Raw genomic sequence first — 26479 nt, 5'->3', positions numbered from 1 at the left:
TCCTCCTTACACCGCATTGAAATAACGGGCCTCAGGATGTGCAAATACCATCGCCGATACGGACGCTTCCGGTTCCATCATAAACCCTTCCGTCAACTCGATTCCGATCTCTTCCGGCCCAAGCAGGCGGAACAACTTGACTTGATCTTCCAAATCGGGACAAGCCGGATATCCGAACGATACGCGTATCCCTTGATATTTGGCGGCGAATCGTTCTTTCATCGTCATGGTGACAGGATCTGGGAACCCCCAGGCATTGCGCATCACCTGATGAATCCGCTCCGCAAATCCTTCCGCAGTCTCCAGCGCCAGCGCTTGCAACAAGTGGGACCGCAAGTAATCACCCTGCTCTTTCCATTTCTCCGCCTGGCCGCGAACCCCCAGTCCGGCGGTGACGGCGAAGAAACCGACCGCATCCATCTCCCCCGACTCCACGGGACGCACAAAATCAGCCAAACAGAGGTAAGATCCCTTCGTTTGCCGCGGGAAGGTGAACCGTTCGATGACGCGGTCATGATTTTCAGGATCATAAATCAAGATGGTGTCGCCATCTGCTTGCGCCGGGAAGAACCGATAACACCCTTGCGGACGGATCAACCCTTCGCTTGCCGCCAAAGCAAACACTTCATCAACTTGCTCCTTCAATTGGCGCGCCTTTTCATCTCCAGCGGCCAAAAGTTCCGCCACATTCCCTTTTAAGCCAAGGTGCTTGCCCAGGAGCATCTGGTCATTGATATAAGGGTGGAGCTGCTTGAGCGGGACATCGCGGTACACGTGCTTCTCATAATCCGGCGGGATGAAAATAGGCGCTTGGCGATTGACGTCACTGACCCGCCGTTCGGCCACAACCACACTCACTTTGACTTCCGTCGCCGCCGCTTCCGCTTTGGACCGCTTCGCCTTCAGTTCCGCTTCGAGTGTCGCCCGCTCATCCGGACTCATCAGACGGTTGGCCAAATCAAGGCCATTCATCGCATCTTTCGCGTACAAGACTGGGCCGCTGTACTCCGGCGCAATCCGCGTCTCCGTAAACTTGCGCGACAACGCCGCCCCACCGACCAACATCGGCACATGGATACCCGCTTTTTTCAAGTCTTGCGCGGTGATCACCATCTGTTGGGCCGATTTCACCAACAAGCCGGACAAGCCGATCATGTCGGGCCGTTCACGCCGCGCCACTTCAATCAATTGTTCCGGTGGCACCTTAATGCCGAGATTGACCACTTGATAGCCGTTATTGGCCATGATGATTTCAACCAAGTTTTTGCCGATATCATGGACATCGCCTTTCACCGTCGCCAAGATCACTTTCCCTCTCGCATGCGTGTCCATTTTGTCCATGTGCGGTTCGAGATGGGCCACCGCCGCCTTCATCACTTCCGCACTCTGCAACACCTCCGCGACGATTAACTGGTTATCGTTGAAAAGGCGTCCAACTTCATCCATCCCAGCCATCAGCGGACCATTGATGATATCGAGCGGTTTGTACTTCGTCAGTGCTTCGTCCAAATCGGGATAGAGGCCATCTTTGCTGCCTTCCACCACATAGCGCGCCAACCGTTCTTCCAAGGTCAAGTGGTCGAGTTGCTTTTTCTCTTCCACTTTTTTCTCGCGGTAGAAAGCCGTAAATTGGGCCAAGACGGATTCGTAATTGTCGTGGTTGGTATCGAATAGCAACCTTTCCGCCAATTCGCGCTCCTCTGCCGGAATCGAAGCGTAGCGCTCCAATTTCTCCGTATTCACAATGGCATAATCGAGCCCCGCTTTAGTGCACTCATACAGGTAAACGGCATTCAGCACTTCGCGACCGGCGGGCGGCAACCCAAAGGATACGTTGGATACCCCCAATATCGTGGCGCAGCGGGGGAGCGCTTCTTTGATCAAACGGATGCCTTCCACCGTCTCCTTGGCCGAGCCGATGTATTGTTCATCCCCTGTGCCCACCGGAAACACCAAGGGGTCGAAGATGATGTCTTCCGGCTCAAGCCCATACTCTTCCACCAACAGCTTATGCGAGCGCAACGCCACTTCCAGCTTCCGTTCACGCGATACCGCCATTCCTTGTTCATCAATGGTCCCCACGACAACGGCGGCCCCAAATTGCTTCACCAGCGGCAACACCTCTCGGAACCGCTCCTCGCCGTCCTCCAAGTTAATGGAGTTGATCACCGCTTTTCCTTGCGAATACGTTAAAGCGCGGGCGATCACTTGCGGGTCGGTGGAGTCGATCATCAGCGGCGCTTTGACTTTCTTGGTGACAAATGCCAAGAACCGTTCCATATCAGCTAATTCGTCACGGTCGGGGTCGGCCAAACAGATGTCGATGATCTGGGCGCCCCCTTTCACCTGTTTGCGCGCAATCTCAGACGCTTCTTCATAACTCCCTTCCGCAATCAACCGCTTAAACTTGCGCGAGCCGATCACATTGGTCCGCTCACCCACAAGGATGGGACGATTGTCTTCAAGAAAAACCGCTTCGATCCCCGAAACCGCCGGGGCATGGGCCGCCTGTGGCTGGCGTGGCGCGATGGTTCTGAGCGCTTCACTCATCGCCCGAATGTGATCCGGCGTGGTGCCGCAACACCCGCCGGCGATGTTGAGCCAGCCATTCGCCGCAAACTCCGCCACTTTTTGGGCCAGGGCACTTGGTGTTTCCAGATAATTCCCGTTTTCATCAGGCAATCCGGCGTTGGGATAACAGCTGACGGCACACCGCGCCATGCCCGCCAATGAGCGGATATGGTCGGTCATAAACTCGGGTCCCGTCGCACAGTTTAACCCCACGGCAAACGGCTTTAAATGTTCGATGGAAATGTAAAAGGAATCGATGGTCTGCCCCGCGAGCATCGTTCCCATCGGCTCAATCGTGCCGGATATCATCACGGGCAGCTCCACGCCCAGCTCGGCAAATGCCTGCTGAATCCCAATGCTTCCCGCTTTGACGTTCAACGTATCCTGCGAAGTTTCCAACAGCAAGAAATCGACCCCGCCTTGAATCAAAGCTTTCGCCTGCCGATAATACCCTTCAATCAACTCGTCAAAGGTGGTTCCCCCGGTGACGGACAGGGTTTTGGTCGTCGGTCCCATCGCCCCGGCCACATAGCGCGGCCATTCCGGAGTGGAAAACTTTTGGCACGACTTCACGGCCAACCGAGCCGCCGCCAAGTTGATCTCTTCTGTCAATTCAGGAATTTCATACTCCGACAGCACCACGGGCGTCGCGCCAAACGTGTTGGTCTCCACAATATCGGCTCCTGCGGCGAAATAGGCATCATGGATCGATTCAATCACATCAGGCCGGGTCAGGTTCAACATCTCATTGCATCCATCCAAGGCTTCTCCACCAAAATCCTCCGCGGTCAGTCCCGCCTGTTGCAACATCGTCCCCATCGCGCCATCCAAGATCAGGATCTTCTCTTTCACTCGCTCAACCACACTTTGTTTACCCATGCCTATCCCATCCTCTGCTAAAAATAAAAAACACCTCACATCTCCGAAAGATGAAAGGTGTTAGCCGCTCACTTGTAGCTCTCATCTTTCAGAGAGATCAACTCTCTGACTGGAATTAGCACCACATTGGCATGATCCAACAGGTTGCCGGGTTTCATCGGGCCAGTCCCTCCACCGCTCTGGATAAGAGATCATTTTATATTCTAATAATATACCGATATTTCTATGTTATGTCAATGGTTATTCAAAGATCCGACGCGATTTGTTCATTTCTTTTTGCGTACGGTACATCCGTTCTGTCGCTTCTTTGAACTTCTCCACGTCCCCCATTTTTTCATAACAATCTGCCAGTTCATAATAGCACAGGTACACGCTCTCTTTGCATTTGTTTTTGTCGGCCACTTTCCCCGCGCGCTTAAAATATTCAATCGCGTCCAGGTAATGGTTCATATTTTTCATGACTTGTCCCAGCAAGATGAGCGCCGCGCTCGTCAACATGCCATGATGAATCCGTTCCGCCAGTTCCAAGGCTTGTTTCAACGTTTCTCTCGCCTGTTCCATTTTCCCTTGCATGAGATACACTTGCCCCAAGGAGCAGATCGCTCGCACCCATTCCTCTTTATTGCTCAAGTAGTCTCCCAGCTCCAGCACGAATTCGAAAGCCGTCTCCGCGTCGACCAATTGGCCCGCTTCCTTATATGCATGGGCCAATACCGACCATAAATGGAACATCTCATCGTATTCTTTGCTGCTGACAGCGATTTGGCTCCCTTCACGGGCATAGCGTATCGCGTCTTGATAAAGCTTCATCTCGCGCAGGAGTTCGGCTCTGATCGTATACATCTGAATCACCAGCTGGCGCGAACGGATCTCAGGCAGCCGTGTCCACACTTGTTCAATTCCGCGCAACGCTTCATCCGTGCGTCCCAGTTTGTGCAAGCTTCTAATGCGGGCCAACGAGAGCTTCACAGGAGTTTGTTCGAAGCTTTCTTCTTCACCCACCAAAGCATCCAAACCCCGTTCGACATATTTCAATACCTGTTCCCAGTCTTTATGCTGCGCGCGGCATTCTGATAAGCATAAGTAACTGGCCGCTTCCAGATTGGCTTTGGGCGAATAAGGGTCCTGGTAAGCGAGGCGAATCGCTTCACTCAACTCCCGTTCGGCTTTGCGCCAATCCCGTTTCGCCAAATGAATCCGCCCTTTCAGGTAGTGGATTGTCGCTTGATGTTGTGATAAAACCTCATCGGATAAATCGGACAAAAGAGCCAAAGCACGTTGAGTGTTTCCAAGTTGGATCATGGTTTCGATCGCGGTGAACTTCACCTGCAAACTTTCGATGCTGCCCGTATCCTTTTCGACCATGTCAGGCACTTCACTCAAATCGAGGCCGAGCTTGTTCATGAGATAAAGGACTTTATCCTTATTCACATGGGGAACGCCACGTTCAATGTTACTGATCGTAGCTGTGGAAATATGCTCGTCAGAGAGGTCCTCCAATCTCAATCCTCTTTCTTTTCTCACTTTACGGATATATTTGCCAACTTCGCTCATTTCCAAAATGTTCATCGCGACCTATCCTTTCCGAATACTTGTTATTTCTATATTACTCCATCTATTTCATTTTATAAAGGAATAAACATATAAATATTTCCAAATTAAGGAGTGTAATTTTTTCCATAGACTTCATTTTTTAATTCTTACCCTTTCATCGCTCCGCAATAACACATAAAAAGAGGAATAATCTGAAAAAACGAAGGAAAAAGAGACTTTATTTTCGTCTCTTTTCCAATACAGAAATATTTTACTGCAACAACCATCGTTCCAATAGAATGAAGCGTCGCGACAAACTTACCGTTTTGGGGCTATTTGATTAATTCAACCAATCCCCGGGCTCCTGCCACCACGATGACAGACAACCCCCAGCCGCTGAGCAATCCCGTCACAACACGGACCCCATTATTGCTCAGCCGCAAGCCCAACGACTGCGTTCCCCCATCGATGAGCATGGGAAGCTGGGCCAGCATCCCCACTGCCCAAGGGAGTGGGGGTGTGATCAATAACATCGCCGGAATAAAAAAATACCCCAGCAATATCCCCGTGCAACGCGCGCAAATGGGCAAGGGTTGTCCGCCCATATTAAAACACCGCTCCGGTTTGCGATGGCAGGGAACGATCATCAACCTGTGAAGCCAACGGTTCACCGCATTCCCCTCCTCTATGTACAATCCACACAGTCACAGTCCATGCGTCTAAACGGGTGCATGGTGGAGCAATCCGCGGAACAATCGAGGCAGTCAAGACAGTCGAGGCAGCCTCTCAGCCCGTCATCTTCCCGCTTCTTCTTCCGAAGACGCGAATAAAAGAAAAGCCACAAGATAAAGAGAGCGATGCTCACCGCCAAACAGACGCCCCCTTCCATCACCATCCCTTGCGTGAATAAGATGCCCGCGGCGACCGCCACCAGCAAAATCAGCGTCAAGCACACAAAGAACAAACGACTTCCCCCTTTCTTGCCACTGTTCGTTTGGCGCGGCACATGGTAAAAGTAGCCGCCCATGACAGATGATTCACTTTTTTATCATAACTGCTCAGGCTAGCAAGCCCCCTCTAGACTACCCTTTCTATCTTCATTCGCACACGACATACAGTCATGTTTTTATCAATAACATTCTTTTCACAGTAAACATTTTCCCACTTTCACTTATGATAGATTGGTTACAAAAGGTTAAAATATCTATTTCAAAACATTTTATCGGTTGATGTATTTGCTATGGCAGCGCTCAAAACCCGTCACCCGATGAAGGAAATTGATAGAAAATGATAGATTATGATTGATTGATTGAAAACTTTTCGCTAATATAGGGAGAAGAGAGGTGAGTGAATACGCTTACACTACAACGTCACCAAGTTATTTTGAATCTGTTGAAACAACAGGGCGTAGTCAAATTGCAAGAGCTCGTCCAAGCGACTGATTCCTCCGAATCTACGATCCGGCGGGATTTGATTGAACTGGAGCAGCGCCACCTTCTCAAACGCATCCACGGAGGGGCCACCCAGTTGCAAACCAAGGGAACTGAACCCAGCATCGCCGAAAAATCAACCAAAAACCTTCAAGCCAAGCAACGGATCGCCGCCTTGGCCGCTTCGTTGGTAGAACCCGGCGATTGCCTCTATCTTGACGCCGGCAGCACCACGCTGGAAATGGTGCCGCATCTGCGGGGCAAAAACATCACGGTCGTCACCAATGGCTTTGCCCAATTGGAAGCGTTGGTTGAGCATCAGATTCGCGCCTACTTGCTCGGGGGCATGATGAAACCCTCCACCCGCGCGATGATTGGGTGCATGGCACTTGAATCACTGCGCAACTATCGCTTTGACAAATGTTTTTTGGGCACAAACGGGATTGACTTGGAGCTGGGTTACACCACACCGGACCCCGACGAAGCCACAATCAAAAAAACGGCCTTGCGGCTGTCCAGCCAGCCCTATGTCGTGGCGGACCGGCATAAGTTTTTTGAAGTATCGTTCGCCAAAATCGCGGACATCGAAGAAATGCACATCATTACCGATCAACTCCCGGATGAGCAACGGGAAACCTATCAGAAAAAGACCCATGTATTTGAGGTAGAGTCATGATATATACTGTTACGCTTAATCCATCGATTGACTTTATTGTCCATGTCGATTCATTGCGACTGTATCAATTGAACCGCATGGAACATGAACACAAGTATCCGGGCGGCAAAGGGATCAACGTCTCCCGCATCCTGACGCGGATCGGGGTGGAGACGACCGCGCTCGGCTTTATCGGAGGGTTCACCGGCACCTATATCAGGGAAGCGCTTGCACAGGAACAAGTGGCCCATGACTTTGTCCAGATTCCTGAACACACCCGCATCAATATCAAGTTAAAAGACAAAGGCGGGGAAACGGAGATCAACGGGCAAGGCCCCTCGATCACACCTGAACAGCTGCAACAATTCATGAAAAAGCTGGAGCGACTGCAAGTCGGGGACATGTTGGTATTGGCTGGCAACATCCCCCGTTCGCTCCCGTCCAATCTGTATGAACAGCTGCTCATGTCTTATGGCCAGCGCGGCATTCATGTGGTGATCGATGCGAGTGGGGAAGCGCTCGCACGTGCCGTCCGGCACCAGCCTTTCCTGATCAAGCCCAATCACCATGAGTTGGGGGAGCTGTTTAACACCACGTTCACGACGATCGACGAAATCATCCCTTATGGTGAAAAACTGTTGGCCCAGGGAATCACGCATGTGATTGTTTCCATGGCGGAACAAGTCGCCTTGCTGTTCACCGCCGATGGCGTCTATCGCTCCACCGCTCCGCGCGGCACCGTGGTGAACTCCGTCGGTGCCGGAGATTCCTTGGTTGCCGGTTTCATTGGCCGGCTGGCGCAAACCGGATCTGTGCAAGACGCTTTCCGTTATGGCATCGCGACTGGAAGCGCCACCGCTTTTTCAGAGGATCTGGCTTGCCGCGACAAAATCGAAGCCATTTTTCCACAAGTTAAACTTACGAAGCTCTGAGGTGAGATCATATGAAGATTACAGATTTATTGAAACCGGATACAGTAATCATGGAGCTTCAAGCAACCACAAAAAATGAGGTTGTCGAAGAATTGGTCGCCAAGTTGGAGGAAGCGGGACGCCTGCATGACCGTGAAGCGTTCAAAGAAGCCATCTTCCAGCGGGAAGCAACTGGGTCGACGGGCATCGGTGATGGCATCGCGATCCCGCACGCCAAAACCAAGGCCGTCAAAACACCCGCCATCTGCTTCGGCAAAAGTGAACAGGGCATTGATTATGAGTCGCTCGATGGGCAGCCCGCCCACCTGTTCTTTATGATCGCCGCCAGCGAAGGCGCCAATGAAGCCCATCTTGAAACATTATCGCGCCTTTCCATCCTGTTGATGGACAACGAATTTCGCCAACAACTGGAGCGGGCCCAAACGGTGCAGGAACTGATTGCGCTGATCGGCGCGAAAGAAGCGGAAAGCGAAGAAAAGGAAACAGCGGAAAGCCGTACCCCCGCCGTTCCCCAAGATGAGCTTATTTTAGCGGTGACCGCTTGCCCAACGGGAATCGCCCATACGTATATGGCCGCTGATGCGCTCAAAGCGAAGGCGCAGGAAATGGGCATTCCCGTCAAAGTGGAGACCAATGGGTCAACCGGTGTCAAAAATGCGCTCACACCGGAAGAGATTGAACGGGCCACCGCCATTATTGTAGCCGCGGACACACAGGTGGAGATGAGCCGGTTTAAAGGAAAGCACGTGATTCAGGTTCCTGTGGCAGATGCGATTCATAAAGCGGAGCAATTGCTCTCACGCGCGCGCCGACAAGACGCCCCGGTGTTTACCGCTACCGATGACGGCAAACGGGCCAGGGAAGACAACCGTGCCACCGGCTTTTACAAGCACTTGATGAGCGGCGTAAGCAATATGTTGCCGTTTGTGGTGGGAGGTGGCATCCTGATCGCCCTCGCCTTTGCGTTTGGCGGCATTCACGCCAAAGGGCCCGTCGCCGAAATCCTGATGAAAATCGGGGGTGAAGGCGCCTTCCATTTTCTCGTGCCGATCTTGGCCGGCTTTATCGCAATGAGCATTGCCGACCGCCCCGGCTTGGCTCCGGGAATCGTGGGCGGATTTCTGGCCGCTTCGGCAGGGGCCGGTTTTTTGGGAGGATTGATCGCCGGGTTCTTAGCCGGTTACGTCGTAATCGGCTTAAAAAAGGCGTTTTCCCTCTTGCCTGATCAGTTGGAAGGGTTGAAGCCGGTCCTTCTGTACCCTGTATTCGGCATCCTCATCACGGGCTTCTTGATGATTACCGTGATCAACGGCCCGGTAGGCGCGCTGAATAAGGCCTTATCCGCTTGGCTCGGTGATCTCTCCGGCACCAACGCCGTTCTCTTGGGACTGATCTTGGGGGCGATGATGGCGGTTGATATGGGCGGGCCGATTAATAAGGCCGCCTTCACCTTTGGCATCGCCGCCATTGAGGCGGGCAATTTCGGGCCACATGCCGCGGTCATGGCCGGCGGGATGGTTCCCCCGTTGGGCATCGCTTTGGCAACAACAATATTCAAGCGCAAATTCAGCGATCAGGAACGCAAATCCGGCTTGACCAACTACATCATGGGTGCTTCGTTCATCACGGAAGGAGCCATTCCATTCGCCGCGGCCGATCCACTCCGCGTCCTGACCAGCTGCATTATCGGGTCCGCCGTCGCGGGCGGGTTGTCCTTGTGGTTGGGAGTTACCTTACCCGCGCCCCATGGTGGGTTGTTCGTCATTCCCCTCGTCAACAAGCCTTTCCATTACATTGGCGCCATTTTGATTGGCTCACTCATCACGTCCTTCATCTTAGGCGCATGGAAACAACAAAAAACCGATTGATTCACCAAACAGCCTGTGGCCTGAAGCCAGAGGCTGTTTGCTTATTTTCATCATATTCTAATTGAGTTTTGACCACTCCCCATGCCTAAAGGCAGGGGATAATGAGCAATGCCGGAACCCCCCCCCTGCCGCGCAATTACTCCTCCACCGTTTCGATGATCTTATCGAGTGCGTCCGTATTCTCTTGAAACAAATAAAAATGATCCCCGGCGAAAAGCCGCAAGGAAAAGTCGCCGGTCGTCACCTGTTGCCAGGCCGCCAAGTTTTCCGGCGGCACATCCGCGTCTTCTGTTCCACCCAACGCCAAAATCGGACAGGAGAGGGGTTCCTCTTCTTGGTAGGCATAACGCGTGACCAACTCGAAGTCTGCTCGGATAATGGGGAGGAACAATTCCATCAACTCCTCGCTTTGCAACACCTCTTCCGGCGTGCCGTTCAATTCCCGCAGCTCCGCAATCAATTCCACATCAGAAGAGGCATATCCAAACGATTTGCGTCTCGGCACATGGGGAGCCGACTTGGCCGAAACAATCAGCTTCTGCGGCAACGGTTGATTCCGCCTGCGCAATTCCCGTGTCAACTCAAAACTGATCAACGCTCCCATGCTATGGCCAAAGAAGAGAAACGGTTGATCCAAATAGCCTTCCAATTCATCCGCCAATTGCGGCACCAACTGAGCCATCGAGGAAATCGGCGTTTCCAGCATCCGATTTTCCCGCCCCGGCAATTGGACCGGACACACTTCTACCCGCTTGGAAAACCGCGTCTGCCAATTCGTGTAAATGGAAGCGCCACCCCCTGCATATGGAAAGCAAAACAAGCGCAATTCCGCTTGCGGGTTTGGTTTGCGATACATCAGTACCTGATTCGTTTTGGTGGACATCCAGACACTCTCCATTCTATATGTAAAGAATTTGGAAGAGCGGTTGCGGTTGCCGCCGCTCCCCTGACCAGGAAGCTCGTCGGTTCCGATGGATCAGGATCGTCGCTTATTTTTTGCTTACGCCATTCACCAAGTAATTGCCCCACTCCCGCATGGCCACAACCTCGCCCGCTTCAGCCGCCTTTTGTAGCCAAAGCTCCCCTTCCTCGATGTTTTGCGGGAAGGTGATGCCATTTAACAATCGGTAGCCCAGGATGCGCATCGCGATCGGCTCAGCCAGTTCCGCCGCTTTGCGAATCCAGATCTGCCCTTCTTCCAAGTCTTGCGGCAGTCCGTCCCCTTCCAACAGCCGATAACCCAAGATGCGCATCGCCACAGGATATTGCGCTTCAGCCGAACGACGAAGCCACTTCTCACCTTCGACCGCATCTTGCTCCAAACCTTCTCCCACAATCAAACGGTAACCCAGTTCCATCATCGCCCATTTGTCATTGGCTTCGGCCGCTTTGCGGAGCCATTTCTCACCTTCAACCAGATTTTGTCTCACCTTGTTGCCCGTCAACAAGAGATAAGCCACTTCCGACATCGACCAAACATCTCCCGCTTCAGCGGCCTTGATCATCCATTTGATGCCTTCATCTTGGCGCAGGCGCTCTTTCTCTTCATTGAAATCAATCACTTGTCCGTTCCCTTGTAACTCTGCCTCTTTGTTTTCTTGATCAAATTGACTCACCATTGTCTCCTCCTAAAGAGAAATAGATCATTTGATTTCAACGATTCTATTATACTAAAAGACACAACACAAAAATCGCAATCTTATAAAAATCGCATGGAAAACGGACAATTCAGGCAACGAAAACACCCGATTAGGTTGGATTATCAGAATATGGGGTTTTATTTGCTACATTAAAGATGCCAACACCTACTGGAAGCAGAGTTGCGAAGACATCTACCGCCATCCGCTCCATCGCTTCATCCCCTTGCAACCCCTCTGCCCTGTGCCTGCCGCAACAAGGGAGACGGCCGCTCCGTCGTCAGGAGCACCAAGCGATGCAAAGCCCGTGTGCATCCCACGAACAACAACTTGGCATGAAGTTCATCAACCGGATATCGCTCCGCATCCACTTCTGTGAGAATGACCGCATCAAACTCCATCCCCTTGGTCAAATAAATCGGAATAACCGATAGCCCCCCGTGATACTCTGCTTGAGTGGAAGTGATCACATGCGCGTCCACCCCGTGTTCACGCAAGCTCGTCGCCACCCGCTCGCTTTCCTCATCTGTCCGCGTAACCACCGCCAAGGTACTAATCCCTTGATTCATCAGTTCATCCACCCAATGGAGCAACGTCTCCTCCCGCTCTCCCGTTGACACCGGAACCACCTGCACCGGTTCGCCACTGCGGTATACGGGGGTGGCCATCGCCACATCCCGGGCAAATCCGCGGACAATCTCATTGGCAAACTGAATGATTTCCATCGTGGATCGGTAGCTTTTGTTCAATTGAACATACCGGCAGGACCCTTCCGCAAACAAATCCATCAGCTCGCGCCAGTGCGAAATGCCTTTATGCGCATAAATATTTTGCAATAGGTCGCCCAAAATCGTAAACGAGCAACTTGGACAAAATTGTTGCAATACCGCCAACTGGTATGGCGAAAAGTCTTGCGCTTCATCCACCACCACATGATCAAACATCCGCTCGGAAGAAATCCCCCACAAGGCGGTGTAAATGTGAAGCAGGGGGGCCAGGTCGGTGACATCAAACTTTTTTCGCTTCAATCGCGTTAAAAAGGCCGCCGGTGGTGTGACTTCCATCTCATTTGCCTGGGAGATGACGCAGTGCTGATACCACGACCATAAGGTTGGCTGGGGCCATGCTTTCATATATGTCCGCAAACGTTGGTTGGCTTGTTTGCGGAACGTTCCCCGTGGATCACGTCCGCGCATCTCCTTCCATTCCATTTCCAACCAGCGCTTGATTCTCGCAAAGACCCGTTCTTTTCGTTTCAACAAGGGATCATGCCGGTACTCTTCATCAAACCATCGCCGAATCTCCTCCGCCGGCAACACTTTGTTCTCCCATGCCGTAAACGGTTTATCCGGCACAAAGAAGGCTTCCAACTCAGCCAATGCCGCTTCAATCCGCCGATGGAACGAGAGGCTCCCTTTATAGCGCAACCATGCGAGTTCCTTGTTATCCGCCGTCTGCCCCAACGCAAACCACTCTCCCACATTCGCTTCAACCTCCGCCAGAGAAAACTCTTGGTCCAAGAAGGAATTGGCCCAATCGGCAAAGGTGTGTTGTTGGACATCGCCCACCCCCAGCTCAGGCAACACCTCCGAAATATAGTCCACAAACATGCGGTTGGGCGCAAAAATGGCAAACCGCTCCGCCCGCAGGCGGTCTTGATACTGATAAAGCAGATAGGCCAACCGATGCAAAGCGACCGTGGTCTTCCCGCTTCCCGGCACTCCTTGTATCACGAGCGCTTGATTGCGTTCAGCACGAATGATCTGGTCCTGCTCGTGTTGGATCGTGGACACGATATCCCGCAGGCGGTGGTCTTTCTTCTCGCCCAAACGATAGAGCAAAAATTCATCCACCACGCCCGTTTGCTCTCCCCCGCGCACATAACTGTCCACCACCCGCTGAATCTGTTGCTTGCGTATGGCAATGTTGCGCTTCAAATAAACGGTTCCTTCAATCAATCCTTCGGGTGAAAGATACTGCGCGCGATCCGTCTGGCCCGCAAACGAGTAAAACAGGCTGGCGACGGGAGCGCGCCAATCGATCACCAACGGCTCGTTGGCTTCTGCATCCTGCACCCCCGCTTTGCCGATATAAAGCGGCACCGGTTTCTCCCTGCCGGCCTCGGCAAAATCCAAGCGCCCGAAATATGGCTCCATCTTGGCGATCCGTAGCTGTTTCAGTTGCCTTTGCCGCTGATCATCAAGAGCCTGCTCCACCAAATCTTTGCCGTAGTAACGCGGAATCCGCTCCAGCTCGGCCAATTGGCTTTCGATCTTTTTGATCATCTCCAGCAAATTGGATTTCTCTTCTTCATACGTCGTACTCAACGATTCTTCACCCCTTTTGCAGACAACGAAAAGCACCCGCTGGTGCCAGGTGCTTTCTGTCGATTCATGTATCCGCTTTCGCTGTCAACGATCAAGTTAGCTTTATTAAGAATATATTGAGACTCCACACGGCTGAAGCCGTGGAATTCTTGGGTAGTTAGCGCACTCAATCCATTTCTGCTTCATGCAACTCCCAAGTTCAGGGCTGTCTCATCAGCCCGTCCCATGCAGTTCTACAACTCATGTTGCATGTACCCACATGGGCGGAACGCCTATTACCAGCGTTCTAGTTCCGTTTTACTCACTCTCATGATTTTACCCAGTGGGAGAGATTGGTTCGCCACTGGAACCCCATATCATGACGAACAGAGGAACAAAACCCACTACCAGTGGGATGAGCACCGCTCATGCGTTAGATTATACTGAAAATTACCACTCTTAACGATACCATAAAGGGATTACCGAGCAACGCCGACTTTCATCCCATCCTTGAAAGAGTTGGGCTTTCAGTCGGCAACTTCTGTAAAAATGAACAAAAGCCAAGGACTTAATGAATAAATTTTCCCAGCAACTGATTCTGATGAATCGTTCCCATCCGACGGCTATCCCACGTATCTGCCCGGTCATCGCTCAACAGATAATAATGATTCTCCGGTATGTTCACAACCTCTGTATCGCCGATCCCTTCCGCTCTTGTCACATACGGTTCGTGCAACAATTTCCCATCAACATAGACTTTGCTCTTTTTGATCTCAACGGTTTGGTTCGGCAAACCGATCACCCGTCTGATCAACGGTTTGCCCGTGTTCGTGCGAAACACAACAATGTCCCCTTTTTTCAAGGTCAAAGGACGACTCATCACCAAATAAAACCCCTGGTTTTTCAGGGTTGGCTCCATCCCGTCGCCTTGCACTTGATAAAGGCCAAAAAACAACCGCAAACCCAGTGCCAAACCAGCTAATCCTATTACAATATACAATAAGAGATGAAGAACTTTGTGTGAATTGGCCAAGAGGGATCCCTTCCTTTATATGTATATGGATTTGGCAAACCACACTTTCTATCCATCATAATATAACAACGGTTAAAAATAATCGAACATTTATTGAATAATGATTCATAAGAAAAATATCCATTTAAAATAGTCATTTTCCTTCCTTTTTAGGCAAAACGCCGTCATCCCCCCGTTAACATCGATTTTTTTAACTTTTGCGAATATAATCGATTGGTAACTTCGTCCATCCCTTGCCAATCGCCACTGATGTGCGTATGGCACCCGTTGGATTCATTCCTAATCAAATCATTGCGTCCCCCAAAAAAACGATGCTTTCCGGGCGCTGCCATGGTTGCTCGGGTTCGTGTTCATGAGAATCCCGACAAAAAATGGCGGAAATCTTTCTTGTTCACGAATGCAAACATTGAACTGAAGCCCATGATAATGGTAAGGATGGGAATGGAGGGATGAAAGCGTGAAGCTAAAAGTGATGACCTTTAACATGCATCATGGCAGAGGGAGCGATGGGCGTTGGGACATGGAGCGTATCCTGCACGTGCTTAAAACCAGCGACGCCGACTTGATCGGACTGAATGAAGTGGATCGGCGTTTCTCCAAACGGAGCCGCTATCTCGACCAAGCCGATTGGTTGGCGGAACGGCTGGAGATGTTTCACCTGTTTGGCAAGGCACAAACCTGGGGACACGACCGCCAATATGGCAACGCGATTCTTTCCCGGCTGCCCATCCTGTCATCACAAAACCACCGTTTTGAAAGCCGATTGGCTGAAGGCAGGTCTTTACTGGAAACAAAATTGACGTTTCACGGTCGGCCAATCAAAGTCTACCTCACCCATCTTCCCCTTAACCCTTGGCTTCATCGCAAACAAACGGATTTCATCCTGCATAAAGTCCGGCAGGAGTCCCATCCGGTCATCCTGATGGGCGATTGGAACATGCTCCCGCACTCTTCCGCTTGGCGCAAGCTCACCACCCTGCTCACCGATGCCGGCCGGGGCAAGGGCAAAGCGCCTTTATGCACTTATCCCGCTTCAAAGCCACGATGGCAGTTGGACTATCTCTTTGTCAGCCGGCAATGGCATGTTCTGAAGGCGGAAGTTTCCACCCCTCTGCCCCAGGCCTCGGATCATCTTCCCTTCACCGCCAAACTGAGATTGGACCATTAGCGTCCTTGTAAAATCTCCTTCACCCGACCCACTTGCCCATCCGTCAAACGCACCTTGATGCCATGAGGGTGGGTCGGCGAGTTGGTCAATATCTCCTTCACCACGCCACGGGTCAACTTCCCTGTCCGTTGATCTTGCTTCAACACGATATGCACTTCCATTCCCGGCGCGATCTGTCCGCGCGTGCGTCCGTCCATATAAACCTCCTGATGGAAAAAAGCTTGTTCCCACAAACGGACAAGCTTTTTTTTCATAGCATATCCTGATATAACCATCACGTTAAAACACTTTCGTTGTCCACGATTCACCATTCCACACATCCGTCACCACATCATGGTAAAACTCCGGCTCGTGACAGATGATGAGGAGACTTCCCCGATACGCCTTCAGCGCCCGCTTCAACTCCTCTTTGGCGTCCACATCCAAGTGGTTGGTCGGCTCATCCAGCACAAGCAGGTTGGTCTCCCTGTTGATCAGCTTGCAGAGGCGCACTTTGGCTTTCTCCCCACCGCTCAACACTTCCACCCTGCTTTCGATATGCTTGGTCGTCAAGCCGCATTTGGCGAGGGCGGCCCGCACTTCAAACTGCGTAAAGCCGGGGAACTCGCTCCAAATCTCATCGATGCACGTACGGTGGTTCGCCGTTTTGGTCTCTTGCTCGAAATACCCGATATGCAAGGATTCCCCCCGTTCCACCGTACCGGAGATTGGGTTGATTTCCCCCAAGAGGCTGCGCAACAAGGTCGTTTTCCCAATCCCGTTGGCGCCGACCAAGGCAATCTTCTGACCGCGCTCCATCCGCAAATCCAGTGGGCGGGACAACGGTTCATCATAACCGATGACCAACTGCTTCGTTTCAAAAATCAGTTTGCCGGAAGTGCGCGCCTCTTTGAAGCGGAATTCCGGTTTCGGCTTTTCCTTGGCCAGTTCAATCACTTCCATCTTGTCCAGCTTCTTCTGGCGGGACATCGCCATATTTCTGGTCGATACCCGCGCTTTGTTTCGTTGGACAAAATCTTTCAGCTCGGCGATTTCTTGCTGCTGTTTTTTGTAGGCCGCTTCCAGTTGCTGTTTCTTCGCTTCATACACTTCCTTAAAATGGTCATAATCGCCCACATACCGATTCAGCTGTTGATTCTCCATATGGTAAACCAGGTTGATGACACTATTCAAAAAAGGAATGTCATGCGAGATGAGGATAAACGCGTTTTCATACTCTTGCAAGTAACGCTTCAACCAATCGATATGCTGTTCATCAAGGTAGTTGGTCGGCTCGTCAAGGAGCAGGATATCCGGTTTCTCCAGGAGAAGTTTGGCGAGAAGCACCTTCGTCCGTTGCCCCCCGCTCAAGTCGTGCACATCCCGATCCAAGCCGATATCCTCCAATCCTAGAGCCCGGCCAATCTCAACCACTTTGGCATCAATCGTATAGAAATCATTATTGATCAGCAAATCTTGCAAGGGGGCGACAGCTTCCATCAACCGCTCCAGCTCTTCCGGTGCCGCCTCAGCCATTTTGGCATACATGCCATTCATTTCCGCTTCGATGTCAAACAAATACTGAAAGGCGCTTTTCAGCACATCGCGAATCGTCATGCCCTTCCGCAGCACGGCATGCTGATCCAGGTAACCGACCCGCACCTTCGTCGCCCACTCGATTTTTCCTTCATCCGGTTCCAGCTTCCCCGTGATGATGTTCATAAAGGTGGATTTCCCTTCCCCATTGGCTCCAATCAAGCCCACGTGCTCCCCTTTGAGCAAACGGAAAGACACATCTTGGAAGATCGCGCGATCGCCAAAGCCATGGCTTAAGTTTTTTACCGTTAAAATACTCATCAGCGACACTCTTTTCTATGAAATGATCATTTCTATTCTTAAATGAAAAAAGGTTTCTGCCCACACCTAAAACCCCCCCACTTATTCAGGAGAGTACCCACTTGAGTGTAGCATGTCTTGGCCGCGTTCACCATCCCGGATTTGTATCCAAGAAACGCAAACACCCTCCCTCGCATTTTGTGCGAGGGGAAGATCGCCATATATGGCGTCAAACCACATAGATCGGTAGACCAAGCCCTCAATAGGCTCTCTCTTCAATGTGCACCGCCGGGCAGGCTTCACACAATATTTCCTTAATCCGTGGTACTTTAAAAGACTTGATGAACTGAAATGCTCGCTCCTCTTCCTCCGCCATCACAAAGCGCAGGACTCCCCGCCGCATCTCATAAGAGGATTGGGGGATGATGACCACTTTCTCAATCCGGCTCAGATCAATGGCGAAATGGTGTTTGAAACTCAGCAACTTCTCCATATCCGTTTGGCTCAGTTCATCAAAGTGCCGCTCGATTTGTTCCCGCTCCGCCAGGTCTTTCTTCAGCTTCCGCTCATCGGGGTCATAGCCGAACCACTCAAGCACAAACACCGCGACCAACTCCAGCCAAAACGGAAGCGACGAAATCAGTCCGCCGAGAAAAGAGCCCCTTTGCACAGTGGGAAGTTTGGCAAAGCAGAGCCTTGAACCGTCCACATACACTTTGTAGAGATACTCCTGCACGATTTGTTTTTCATATAGGTACAATGGCGCTTTTTCCATCGTTGCTCCACTCCCATTCGGCTTTTTCTCTCATCTTAACGCCAACTCATGGTTTCAGGAAGCGAAAACACGCTACAAACCAACCTCCCGTTTTAGAGGATGGATTCGACCCCATATAAGGAATGGTTCATGAAGAAATCACAAAAACCGCACACAAGGAACGAATAATAGGAGATGGAGGGGATGATCATTGAGACTGCTTTATAGAAAGAGAAAATATTGGATCAGTATTGGCGCTTTCGTTTTCTTCTTATTTTTCCTCTATCCTGTTCTTGAAATCGGGTGGCTTGTGGCAACTTCCGACGCCACAGGGAAGAAAGACGAAATCTATATGGGGTATGAGGATGCCACACATATGCTTATTCCTTATGATTATCTTGATAATTACAGAACAGAGTTTCATAAGAAGAATTTAGGGGTACTTGTCTCTTTTGCGTCTACGATTGCAGAACAGAATAAAGAGAGGGAGCACCGTCTTGATATTGTTTCTCTGCCTTCGAATCAAGTGATCTTCTCTGAACATCCAAATCCGAAAAACACAGCAGGATTTGGAATTGCCCTTCCTGCTGACAAATGGAAAGATGGAACATATATTGCTCGTGTTTACCGAGAAGATCAACTGATTGCGAAACGGACATTTACTCTGACGTCCAATATGCCTTGGATTCAAGAGCATTTTATTTGGGGAGAGAAATTCATACACATGCTTAAAGGGAAATAATCAGAATGGGAGGTACCCAAACGCAAAAGGCCCAATCCGTACCCTTCGCCGCTTCGGATTGGGCCTTTCGTTATATAATTGGATATTGGCGCTTCTCTCCATTGGCTGTGGTCAGAGCGCGTCCACTCCCGCTTCCGCCAGCATGTGGGCAGTGAGGACAAACATCGCATGGGACCAGGTGAGCGGCACGACCCAGGCCGTTTCGCCCGTCTCCTTATCGATCTGCTCCGGCAAGAGATTCAGAGAAGTGGCATGTTTCACCGCCCAAGCAAAGTGTTGTTTGGCCTCGTCGATGCGTCCCTGTTGAATGCGGTATTGCGCCAACCACAGCGTGGTAAGGATCCAAGGGTTGCCCCCGATATACGCATCGTCTTCGTAACGGCGGATCCCCCCCACCACCGGAGAGGTGCAAGCGCGCTCGATCGCATCCGCCGTGGCGACCATCCGTGGGTCATGGACATCAAACGCTCGGAAAGGAACCGCCAACCCAATCAAACTGATATCCAACACGTTATCTTGCATTAGCAGGTAACGGGTATACCCTTTTTCATCCGTTTCCATGGCGGTTGATTTCCCCGAGGCAACGGCCTCTCTGTACTCCTCTTCACTCACACGCAGTTTGATCCCACGCAAGAACGTGTTCGTTTCACCATCCACCGCATGTTGCTCCATCGCCCGCTTGATGCCGCCCGCCGCTTCCCGCCAAGCGGTCGCCAAGGCCGTTTGGCCCAACTCCCGAGCGATGGCGGCCGCGCCGGATAATCCGCCGTACACCGCCGCCGCCGAGTAGGTATGCTCCGCTTCGCGTTCTTCCCACAAGTCCCTGCTCGGCAGCGGCAATCCCGTCTCCGCATCCAGGTAGGAGAGCAAGAAGGAAGCCCCTTTCTCCACCGCCGGCCACATTTCTTCCAAGAAAGAGCGATCACCGGTCATGAGATAATGCTGATGCATTCCCCATAAGATGGAGCCCCCTTCGTCAATTTGCAATCCCCAAGATGGGGCCAAGCGCCCGTCATGGTAATGGCGCTGTTGCCAGGAGCCGTCCGGATCTTGCGCAAGCACCGCCCAACGGTAAAAGGCGCGGGTCAGCGAGGTCAGCCCGGCTTGGTCAAAGGCCGTGGTGATATAGGCGGCATCACGCCCCCAACAATAGGCGTATCCGCCGCAACGGGTAAAGGCTTCATCAAACTCCGGCGCCGCAATGACACTTCCCGTCGCTTGATCTGACATCAACTTAAACACTAAGAGCGAACGCTCATACACTGCTTGCACTTGCTTATCTCTGATCGCCAGCGGCTTGGCCCCCCGCAAATACTTCTGCCAGTAGGCCTCCGTCCGCGCCAACCATTCGGCGGCCCCCACCCGCTTCGCTTGATGCATCTTGGCACTCGCCTCATGCACCGTCGTACCGGCCGTCAGGTAGAGAGGCAACGCCCGGGTCTCTCCCGGTGCCAAGCTCAAGCGAAACGCGAGCGCCCCATGCGGAACCATGCCAATCGTATCCCCAGGTAAATACCCGGCGGTCGCATGGCGAAACGCATCGCCGATCGCATATCCAGCGCAAACGTTTGCACCAGAAAGCGCAAAAGCATACTGATGGCGGAAATACAACAACCCATCTATCACACGGTCAAAAGAAACCGAATTGTACAACGCGTTTTCCGCGATCTGCAAGGAAGCGTACACAAAAAACGTCAGGGTGAGCTTCGCTTCACCGGTGTTGGTCAGTTCCACATTGCGGACCAACAAATCTTCGTCCGGCACCGCAAAGTCCGTCGTCGCCACCACAACCGGCACTTTTTTCCCAGTCGCTTGGGTGCGCAGAATATTTGTGCGCGGCAGGTAAGATTGCTCATGTCGCCATGCTTCCGCTTGATCCAGCCAGCTCGTGGAAGCCTGCATCCCTTCAACCAGCACGCCCATTTTCATGGTTTCCACATGTTGCGGCATATCCACATGCGGCCACCATAGGCGATGGATTTCACCACGGGCGTCCAAAGCGACCAACATGGAAGAATTGCCGATCACGGCATCGTTGATATACGGTTTGTTCGTTACAGGCGATCTATTCATGGGGGGTGCTCCTTTCGATACAATCGGGATCAGATGATTTTGGGTGAAGGCGTTTTCTTTCATTTGTGCAAGTGATGGTTTGGCACAGGTGGTTGCCCGTTTACCGAGCGGACGGACAACCACCTGTGCCCCTTGCCGTCAAGCGTCAAGCACGCGGGCTTCCGCGCGGATCGGGACGACCTTTTATCCCGGTCATGCCGTAGGCCGTTGCCAAACCGGTTGACGGCGAAACGGAGCGGGGGACTCACACTTTCCCACGTTCCCGGGAAAAGCGGTGGGGAAACGGTTGCTAACGCCGGATAAATGATCGAACCGATTGGCGGATGACCAAACGGTGAGGAACCGTTAAACCCGTTTGCAAGATCTCTTCCCCCTGCAGCTTGCGAATCAGGTGTTGCGCGGCCTGATAACCCAAATGGTAGATGCCGATATCCACCGTGGTCATCGGCGGGTTGCTTAGCTCGGACAACACGATATTGTTAAAGCCGACGACCGACACATCTTCGGGAATCTGATAACCCGCTCCCACCAACTCGCGAATCATGCCAAAGGCGATCACATCATCAGATACGACAAACGCGGTGGGCCGATCGGGCAAATTCATCACCATGGATACCGCATGAAATCCGTTTTTGGGCAAAATATCCGATTCCATCACCCATTCATCGCGCATCGGCAAACCTGCTTTGGACAGCGCCCATTGATACCCTTTCAAGCGGTCTTCCGACACAACCAAGTCGGGGGGGCCGCTGACAAACCCAATGCGGGTATGCCCTTGGTCAATCAAGTGCTGGGTCGCGTCAAACGAGGCTTTAATATTGTCATTGTTCACCGCCAATACATTGGGATGCTCCAGCGATCTTCCCAACAACACAAAGGGAAAATCCAGTTCCAACAATTTTTCGACGGTCGGATCCGCTTTTCTGGGAGCCATCAGGATCATGCCGTCGACCCGGCGTCCCAGCACCATCCGTGTGACCGTTTCCAATTCATCTTGTTGGTTATTGGCTGAAGAGATCAGCAAATCATACTGCTTCTGATTCGCGTAAGCCAGCATTCCCCTGAGCACTTCCGAGAAAAAGGGATTGGCGAACAGCTCTTCGGCGGAGCGCGGCAAAACGAGTCCCAACGTCTTGGTGCTTTTGGAAACCAAGCTCTTCGCCATCATATTGGGATGATAGCCGAGCGTTTCCATCGCTTCTCGTACTTTTTTAACCGTGGCCACGCTGATGCGTGGATGATTCGAAATGACACGGGAGACGGTGGAAGGTGAAACTCCTGCCAGCCGTGCCACATCTTTAATCGTTACAGAAGGCATCGCTCTCTCCCCAGATTTGTGCAAACGTTTGTTTTTTATATCGTAGCGGAAACGGAGAAGATTGTAAACTCCTTCTTTTGCACACTGAAATAAACCTTGATATATAAAGGAAAAACCAACATTAAATCATATTTCATATAAAAAAATAAAGAAATAATTCGTAAACAACCGTAATAACGAGATATATTAATATAAATGATTGTCAAGGCTTCATTTGGCATTATTCGCTCATGTGCAAACGCTTTCCATCCTCCCGCTTTTGGTGTAGGATGATGCTAGAAAGACGCAGTTGCTTCACATCGCCACTCGCGAAAACGTTTGCACTAAACAGAGGGGCGGATCGCTGGAGACATCCGTCATCATCTTGCTTCTTCTCTCTTCTTTCATCCAACTTCCTCTGTCTAAATAGTGTGAATGAGTGGGCGACTGATTGTTTGAGAAAGGGATCGAGCTATCCACAGAAAGGGGCTAGTAGGTACATGAAAAAAATCTTGAGTGCCATTGCTTCAGTCGCTGTCGCGGGTTCCTTGCTTGCCGGTTGCAGCCCTGCCGCCAACGAACAATCATCCGGTCCGGTTACCATCAGCTTCTGGAACACGATGAATCCGGAAGAAACAGAAACCTTGAAAGAAATCATCAGCGATTTTGAGAAAGAGAACAAAGACATCAAAGTCAAGCTGGAAAACGTGCCTTTCGGGGAAGCGCAAAACAAATTCAAAACCGCCGCCCAAGCGGGCAACGGCCCTGACGTGCTCCGCTCCGAAATCGCTTGGACACCGGAATTCGCCGCGCTGGGACTCTTGCAGCCACTGGACGACTACTTCAAAGACCAAGACGATTTCTTGGACGTTGCTTTGAAATACAGCAAATGGAACGGCAAAACCTGGAGTGTGCCGCAAGTAACCGATGCCCTCGGTTTGCTTTACAACAAAAAACTGTTGGCGGACAAGGGTTTTAACGAAGCGCCAAAAACGATGGATGAGTTCTACCAGGTAGCCAAAGCCTTGTCTGATCCGGCCCAAGACAAATGGGGTTACTATCACCGCCAAACCGATGCTTACTGGTATCAACCATTCATGTGGGCCTACGGCGGCGGACTGATCACCGACAATAAAGAGATCCAAGTCAACAACGCCGGTGCTGTCAAAGGGTTGGAATTCCTGCTCAAATTGCGCGACGACAAAGTGATGCCTGATGAATTCGACGCGGCCAACGATTACAACAACCTGCAACAAGCCTTTAAAACGGGCCGCGCGGCCATGGTGCTCCAAGGTCCATGGGCTGTCTCCGACCTCTTGAAAGGAGAGCAGTTCAAAGATTCAAACAACCTGGGCATCGCGCCGATTCCCGTTGGTCCGGAAGGCAAAACCGGGACGCCAGTGGGCGGGCATGGGCTTGTGATCTATGCCGGCTCCAAACATAAGGAAGCTTCCTACAAATTCGTTTCTTATCTGAGCAAGGCGGAAAACCAAGCCAAGTTCGCAACCAAAAACGGCCTGGTTCCCACCCGCAAATCGGCGTTTGAGTTGAAAGAAGTGAAAGAAAACCGACTGATCAACGATTGGAAAGCGGTTCTTGACAAAGCGACCAACCGGCCCGTCATGCCGGAAGGCGGTCAAATCTACGCGGCGTTCACCCCGGAAATCCAAGCTGCCTTCAAAAAGGAAAAATCCCCGCAACAAGCGTTGGATGCGGTAGCAGAAGCCTGGAAAAAACTGCTTAAGAAATAAGTGCCCCATTAACGGCACACCGGCCAACCAGCAGATGATAGCAAGCAACCGACTCAGGGAAGAGGGCGAGCAAGCTTCTCTTCCTTCTTCTTATCGCTTAAGCAAAAGCTCGAACTATGGAAGGAGGCGGGCCTGAAAGTGAGTACCCGTAACAATACATGGATCGCATATGTCTTCTTGGCACCCGTGTTGCTCGTCATGGCATTGCTCGTTTTTTATCCGCTGATTCAAGGGATCTCTTACAGCTTCACCAATATGAATCAATACAATATGGGCAGCAAATTTCTTCCGCCCAGCTATGAATGGATTGGCGTCAAAAACTACACCGACTTGTTCAGCACCATCTTTCAACCCAAATCCGTCTTTCGCGACGTCCTGGTGCAAACCGTGATCTGGACCTTTGTGAACGTCTTTTTCCACTTCACCATCGGTCTGTTCCTTGCCCTTCTGCTCAACCGCAAGATCAAAGGCAGAGGCATCTATCGGATGTTGCTCATGGTACCTTGGGCGGTTCCTTCCTTTGTTGGCGCTTTTGCTTGGCAATGGATGTACAACAACAAATACGGCCTCTTCAATATCTTGTTGAAAAACCTGGGGCTCCCGACCGTGCCCTGGTTGGGTGACAGCTTCTGGGCGATGACGTCGGCAATCCTGGTCAACGTCTGGATCGGCATCCCGTTCATGATGGTGACCCTCTTGGGTGGTCTGCAAAGCATTCCCGTGTCGTTGTACGAAGCGGCCCGCATCGATGGCGCTTCCCCGTGGCAACAACTGATAAACATCACGTTGCCCTTGTTGAAACCCGTTGCCGCCACTGCAACCACCCTGGGGATTATCTGGACATTCAACATGTTTAACATCATCTATCTGATCACGGGCGGCGGTCCCGTCCACTCGACCGAGATCTTGGTCACCTACGCTTATCGGGAAGCGTTCCGCAACTGGAACTTAGGGCTGGCTTCAACCTATGGAGTTGTGATCTTGAGCATACTCGTCGTCTTTACGCTCTTCTATCGACGGGTAGTGAAAGCCCATGCCAATGAGGGGGTGTACTACTAAGATGCGCAAATCCAACTGGTGGGTTCACCTGATCTTACTCGTGTCCTCGTTTCTCGCGGTGTTCCCGGTCATCTGGATCTTATCGACCAGCTTCAAACCGGAAGCGGAAGTCTTTTCAAACTCCATCGAACTGGTTCCCAAAACGTTCACCTTGGAAAACTACACCACCGTCCTGACCCGTTCGAATGGCATCTTCCTCACTTGGTTTAAAAACAGCGCCTTGATCGCCCTGTTCACTACCCTCGTGGGATTGGTGCTCTCGACGACAGCGGCTTACGCGATCTCCCGCTACAAGTTCCGCGGGCGAAACGGAGTGGAGCTCGGCATTTTGATCACGCAGATGTTCCCCGGGGCGCTGTTGATCATCCCGCTCTACCTGATCGTGAACAAACTCGGTTTATTAAACAGTTATTTCGGAGTCATCCTGGCTTACTCCACCGTGGCGGTGCCCTTCTGCGTCATGAACCTGAAAAGCTTCTTTGACACCATTCCCTATGAGTTGGAAGAAGCGGCCCGCGTGGATGGCTTGTCCCACTTCGGCACCTTCACTCGCATTGTGCTGCCACTCGCCCTGCCGGGTCTGGCCGTGACCGCGTTCTATTCGTTCATCACCGCTTGGAATGAGTTTTTGATCGCGATCACGTTCTTGAGTGACGAGCATATGTACACGTTGCCGATCGGCTTGCAACAATTCGTCAACCAATATAACACCGATTACCATTACATGGCCGCCGCCGCGATCTTGATCACCTTGCCCGCCCTGTGCTTCTTCTTGTTCGCGCAAAAGTTTCTGATCTCCGGCATGACCGCCGGCGGAACCAAAGGATAACCGCCGGTCCGAAAGCCTCCTGTCCAGCAGGGGGCCTTTTTTGCGCCCCCGATGCCCATGACACACTTCCCATGATGGTCCAAGCACCAACAAATGCCTATGGCATAGAATAATTAAAAAGTTGGAGGTACACCATCATGAAGAAAA

21 protein-coding genes and 1 riboswitch are annotated in these 26479 nt (G+C 51.7%); of the genes, 8 read left to right on the top strand and 13 right to left on the bottom strand.

Features of this window, described 5'->3' with window-relative positions; translation table 11 throughout:
- Positions 1-6: 6 nt before the first annotated feature.
- The 4 genes from metH to ACFQNG_RS01540 form a co-directional block, all read right to left on the bottom strand.
- Complete coding sequence (gene metH, locus ACFQNG_RS01555; protein WP_379863043.1) at positions 7-3450, bottom strand: methionine synthase; 3444 nt, start codon at positions 3448-3450, stop codon at positions 7-9.
- Positions 3451-3528: 78 nt separating this feature from the next.
- Positions 3529-3640, bottom strand: a riboswitch (SAM riboswitch).
- A 50-nt stretch (positions 3641-3690) separates the two neighbouring features.
- On the bottom strand, positions 3691-5019 hold the full coding sequence (locus ACFQNG_RS01550) for a helix-turn-helix domain-containing protein (protein WP_379863042.1): 1329 nt from the start codon (positions 5017-5019) through the stop codon (positions 3691-3693).
- A 296-nt stretch (positions 5020-5315) separates the two neighbouring features.
- Positions 5316-5654 (bottom strand): DUF2085 domain-containing protein, encoded by a 339-nt coding sequence (locus ACFQNG_RS01545; RefSeq protein WP_379863041.1) that lies wholly within the window; start codon positions 5652-5654, stop codon positions 5316-5318.
- Between the two features lie 14 nt (positions 5655-5668).
- Complete coding sequence (locus ACFQNG_RS01540) at positions 5669-5947, bottom strand: hypothetical protein (protein ID WP_379863040.1); 279 nt, start codon at positions 5945-5947, stop codon at positions 5669-5671.
- A gap of 383 nt (positions 5948-6330) precedes the next feature.
- Between ACFQNG_RS01540 and ACFQNG_RS01535 the strand changes: the two genes are divergently transcribed.
- The 3 genes from ACFQNG_RS01535 to ACFQNG_RS01525 are packed head-to-tail and all read left to right on the top strand — an operon-like array spanning position 6331 to position 9868.
- A complete protein-coding gene (locus ACFQNG_RS01535) occupies positions 6331-7089 on the top strand; it encodes a DeoR/GlpR family DNA-binding transcription regulator (RefSeq protein ID WP_379863039.1) in 759 nt (252 codons plus the stop codon).
- Positions 7086-8000, top strand: coding sequence for a 1-phosphofructokinase (gene pfkB / locus ACFQNG_RS01530; RefSeq protein WP_379863038.1), 915 nt, complete (start codon positions 7086-7088; stop codon positions 7998-8000). Before ACFQNG_RS01535 ends, pfkB begins: the two co-directional genes overlap by 4 nt.
- A gap of 11 nt (positions 8001-8011) precedes the next feature.
- A complete protein-coding gene (locus tag ACFQNG_RS01525) occupies positions 8012-9868 on the top strand; it encodes a PTS fructose transporter subunit IIABC (RefSeq protein ID WP_379863036.1) in 1857 nt (618 codons plus the stop codon).
- Between the two features lie 136 nt (positions 9869-10004).
- Here the strand turns inward: ACFQNG_RS01525 and ACFQNG_RS01520 are convergent, their stop codons facing one another.
- From ACFQNG_RS01520 to lepB, 4 genes are all read right to left on the bottom strand, one after another.
- Positions 10005-10751 carry a thioesterase II family protein gene (locus ACFQNG_RS01520; RefSeq protein ID WP_379863034.1) on the bottom strand — a complete coding sequence of 249 codons (747 nt, stop codon included), beginning with the start codon at positions 10749-10751 and terminating at the stop codon, positions 10005-10007.
- Between the two features lie 106 nt (positions 10752-10857).
- On the bottom strand, positions 10858-11484 hold the full coding sequence (locus ACFQNG_RS01515; RefSeq protein WP_379863033.1) for a tetratricopeptide repeat protein: 627 nt from the start codon (positions 11482-11484) through the stop codon (positions 10858-10860).
- A gap of 239 nt (positions 11485-11723) precedes the next feature.
- Positions 11724-13832 (bottom strand): HelD family protein, encoded by a 2109-nt coding sequence (locus ACFQNG_RS01510; protein WP_379863032.1) that lies wholly within the window; start codon positions 13830-13832, stop codon positions 11724-11726.
- 547 nt (positions 13833-14379) lie between these two features.
- On the bottom strand, positions 14380-14811 hold the full coding sequence (lepB, locus tag ACFQNG_RS01505; RefSeq protein WP_379863075.1) for a signal peptidase I: 432 nt from the start codon (positions 14809-14811) through the stop codon (positions 14380-14382).
- Positions 14812-15301: 490 nt separating this feature from the next.
- Here lepB and ACFQNG_RS01500 point away from each other — a divergent pair, with 490 nt between their 5' ends.
- Complete coding sequence (locus ACFQNG_RS01500; protein ID WP_379863031.1) at positions 15302-16012, top strand: endonuclease/exonuclease/phosphatase family protein; 711 nt, start codon at positions 15302-15304, stop codon at positions 16010-16012.
- Here the strand turns inward: ACFQNG_RS01500 and ACFQNG_RS01495 are convergent.
- From ACFQNG_RS01495 to ACFQNG_RS01485, 3 genes are all read right to left on the bottom strand, one after another.
- Positions 16009-16209 (bottom strand): YwbE family protein, encoded by a 201-nt coding sequence (locus ACFQNG_RS01495; RefSeq protein ID WP_379863030.1) that lies wholly within the window; start codon positions 16207-16209, stop codon positions 16009-16011. The genes ACFQNG_RS01500 and ACFQNG_RS01495 overlap by 4 nt on opposite strands.
- An 82-nt stretch (positions 16210-16291) precedes the next feature.
- The gene (locus tag ACFQNG_RS01490; protein ID WP_379863029.1) at positions 16292-17848 is read right to left on the bottom strand and encodes an ABC-F family ATP-binding cassette domain-containing protein; all 1557 of its coding nucleotides are present in this window, start codon (positions 17846-17848) and stop codon (positions 16292-16294) included.
- Between the two features lie 238 nt (positions 17849-18086).
- Positions 18087-18602, bottom strand: coding sequence for a hypothetical protein (locus tag ACFQNG_RS01485; protein WP_379863028.1), 516 nt, complete (start codon positions 18600-18602; stop codon positions 18087-18089).
- Positions 18603-18792: 190 nt separating this feature from the next.
- Here ACFQNG_RS01485 and ACFQNG_RS01480 point away from each other — a divergent pair, with 190 nt between their 5' ends.
- Positions 18793-19323, top strand: a complete 531-nt coding sequence (locus tag ACFQNG_RS01480) for a hypothetical protein (RefSeq protein WP_379863026.1) — start codon at positions 18793-18795, stop codon at positions 19321-19323.
- A gap of 111 nt (positions 19324-19434) precedes the next feature.
- Here ACFQNG_RS01480 and ACFQNG_RS01475 read toward each other — a convergent pair whose 3' ends face one another.
- Positions 19435-21396 (bottom strand): glycoside hydrolase family 15 protein, encoded by a 1962-nt coding sequence (locus ACFQNG_RS01475; RefSeq protein ID WP_379863025.1) that lies wholly within the window; start codon positions 21394-21396, stop codon positions 19435-19437.
- 289 nt (positions 21397-21685) lie between these two features.
- On the bottom strand, positions 21686-22714 hold the full coding sequence (locus ACFQNG_RS01470; protein ID WP_379863024.1) for a LacI family DNA-binding transcriptional regulator: 1029 nt from the start codon (positions 22712-22714) through the stop codon (positions 21686-21688).
- Between the two features lie 479 nt (positions 22715-23193).
- On the opposite strand from ACFQNG_RS01470, the gene ACFQNG_RS01465 reads away from it, so the two are divergent.
- The 3 genes from ACFQNG_RS01465 (at position 23194) to ACFQNG_RS01455 (ending at position 26332) form a co-directional block, all read left to right on the top strand.
- The gene (locus ACFQNG_RS01465) at positions 23194-24444 is read left to right on the top strand and encodes an extracellular solute-binding protein (protein ID WP_379863023.1); all 1251 of its coding nucleotides are present in this window, start codon (positions 23194-23196) and stop codon (positions 24442-24444) included.
- Between the two features lie 138 nt (positions 24445-24582).
- The gene (locus ACFQNG_RS01460) at positions 24583-25503 is read left to right on the top strand and encodes a carbohydrate ABC transporter permease (protein ID WP_379863022.1); all 921 of its coding nucleotides are present in this window, start codon (positions 24583-24585) and stop codon (positions 25501-25503) included.
- A 1-nt stretch (position 25504) separates the two neighbouring features.
- Positions 25505-26332: a carbohydrate ABC transporter permease gene (locus ACFQNG_RS01455; RefSeq protein ID WP_379863021.1), complete on the top strand. Its 828-nt coding sequence runs from the start codon at positions 25505-25507 to the stop codon at positions 26330-26332.
- Positions 26333-26479: the final 147 nt, after the last annotated feature.

Origin of the sequence: Laceyella putida, assembly GCF_042665195.1 — a bacterium.
Classification (GTDB): Bacteria; Bacillota; Bacilli; order Thermoactinomycetales; family Thermoactinomycetaceae; genus Laceyella; species Laceyella putida.
Note: the sequence above shows the minus strand (reverse complement) of the source record. Positions and strands in the feature narration are given on the sequence as shown.

Bases quoted from the DNA above. Each gene is read 5' to 3' on its own strand.
- ACFQNG_RS01490 (WP_379863029.1), bottom strand. From the start codon at position 17,848: ATGAGTATTTTAACGGTAAAAAACTTAAGCCATGGCTTTGGCGATCGC.
- ACFQNG_RS01525 (WP_379863036.1), top strand. From the start codon at position 8,012: ATGAAGATTACAGATTTATTGAAACCGGATACAGTAATCATGGAGCTT.
- ACFQNG_RS01485 (WP_379863028.1), bottom strand. From the start codon at position 18,602: ATGGAAAAAGCGCCATTGTACCTATATGAAAAACAAATCGTGCAGGAG.
- ACFQNG_RS01475 (WP_379863025.1), bottom strand. From the start codon at position 21,396: ATGAATAGATCGCCTGTAACGAACAAACCGTATATCAACGATGCCGTG.
- ACFQNG_RS01520 (WP_379863034.1), bottom strand. From the start codon at position 10,751: ATGTCCACCAAAACGAATCAGGTACTGATGTATCGCAAACCAAACCCG.
- ACFQNG_RS01550 (WP_379863042.1), bottom strand. From the start codon at position 5,019: ATGAACATTTTGGAAATGAGCGAAGTTGGCAAATATATCCGTAAAGTG.
- metH (WP_379863043.1), bottom strand. From the start codon at position 3,450: ATGGGTAAACAAAGTGTGGTTGAGCGAGTGAAAGAGAAGATCCTGATC.
- ACFQNG_RS01455 (WP_379863021.1), top strand. From the start codon at position 25,505: ATGCGCAAATCCAACTGGTGGGTTCACCTGATCTTACTCGTGTCCTCG.
- ACFQNG_RS01465 (WP_379863023.1), top strand. From the start codon at position 23,194: ATGAAAAAAATCTTGAGTGCCATTGCTTCAGTCGCTGTCGCGGGTTCC.
- ACFQNG_RS01470 (WP_379863024.1), bottom strand. From the start codon at position 22,714: ATGCCTTCTGTAACGATTAAAGATGTGGCACGGCTGGCAGGAGTTTCA.
- pfkB (WP_379863038.1), top strand. From the start codon at position 7,086: ATGATATATACTGTTACGCTTAATCCATCGATTGACTTTATTGTCCAT.
- ACFQNG_RS01495 (WP_379863030.1), bottom strand. From the start codon at position 16,209: ATGGACGGACGCACGCGCGGACAGATCGCGCCGGGAATGGAAGTGCAT.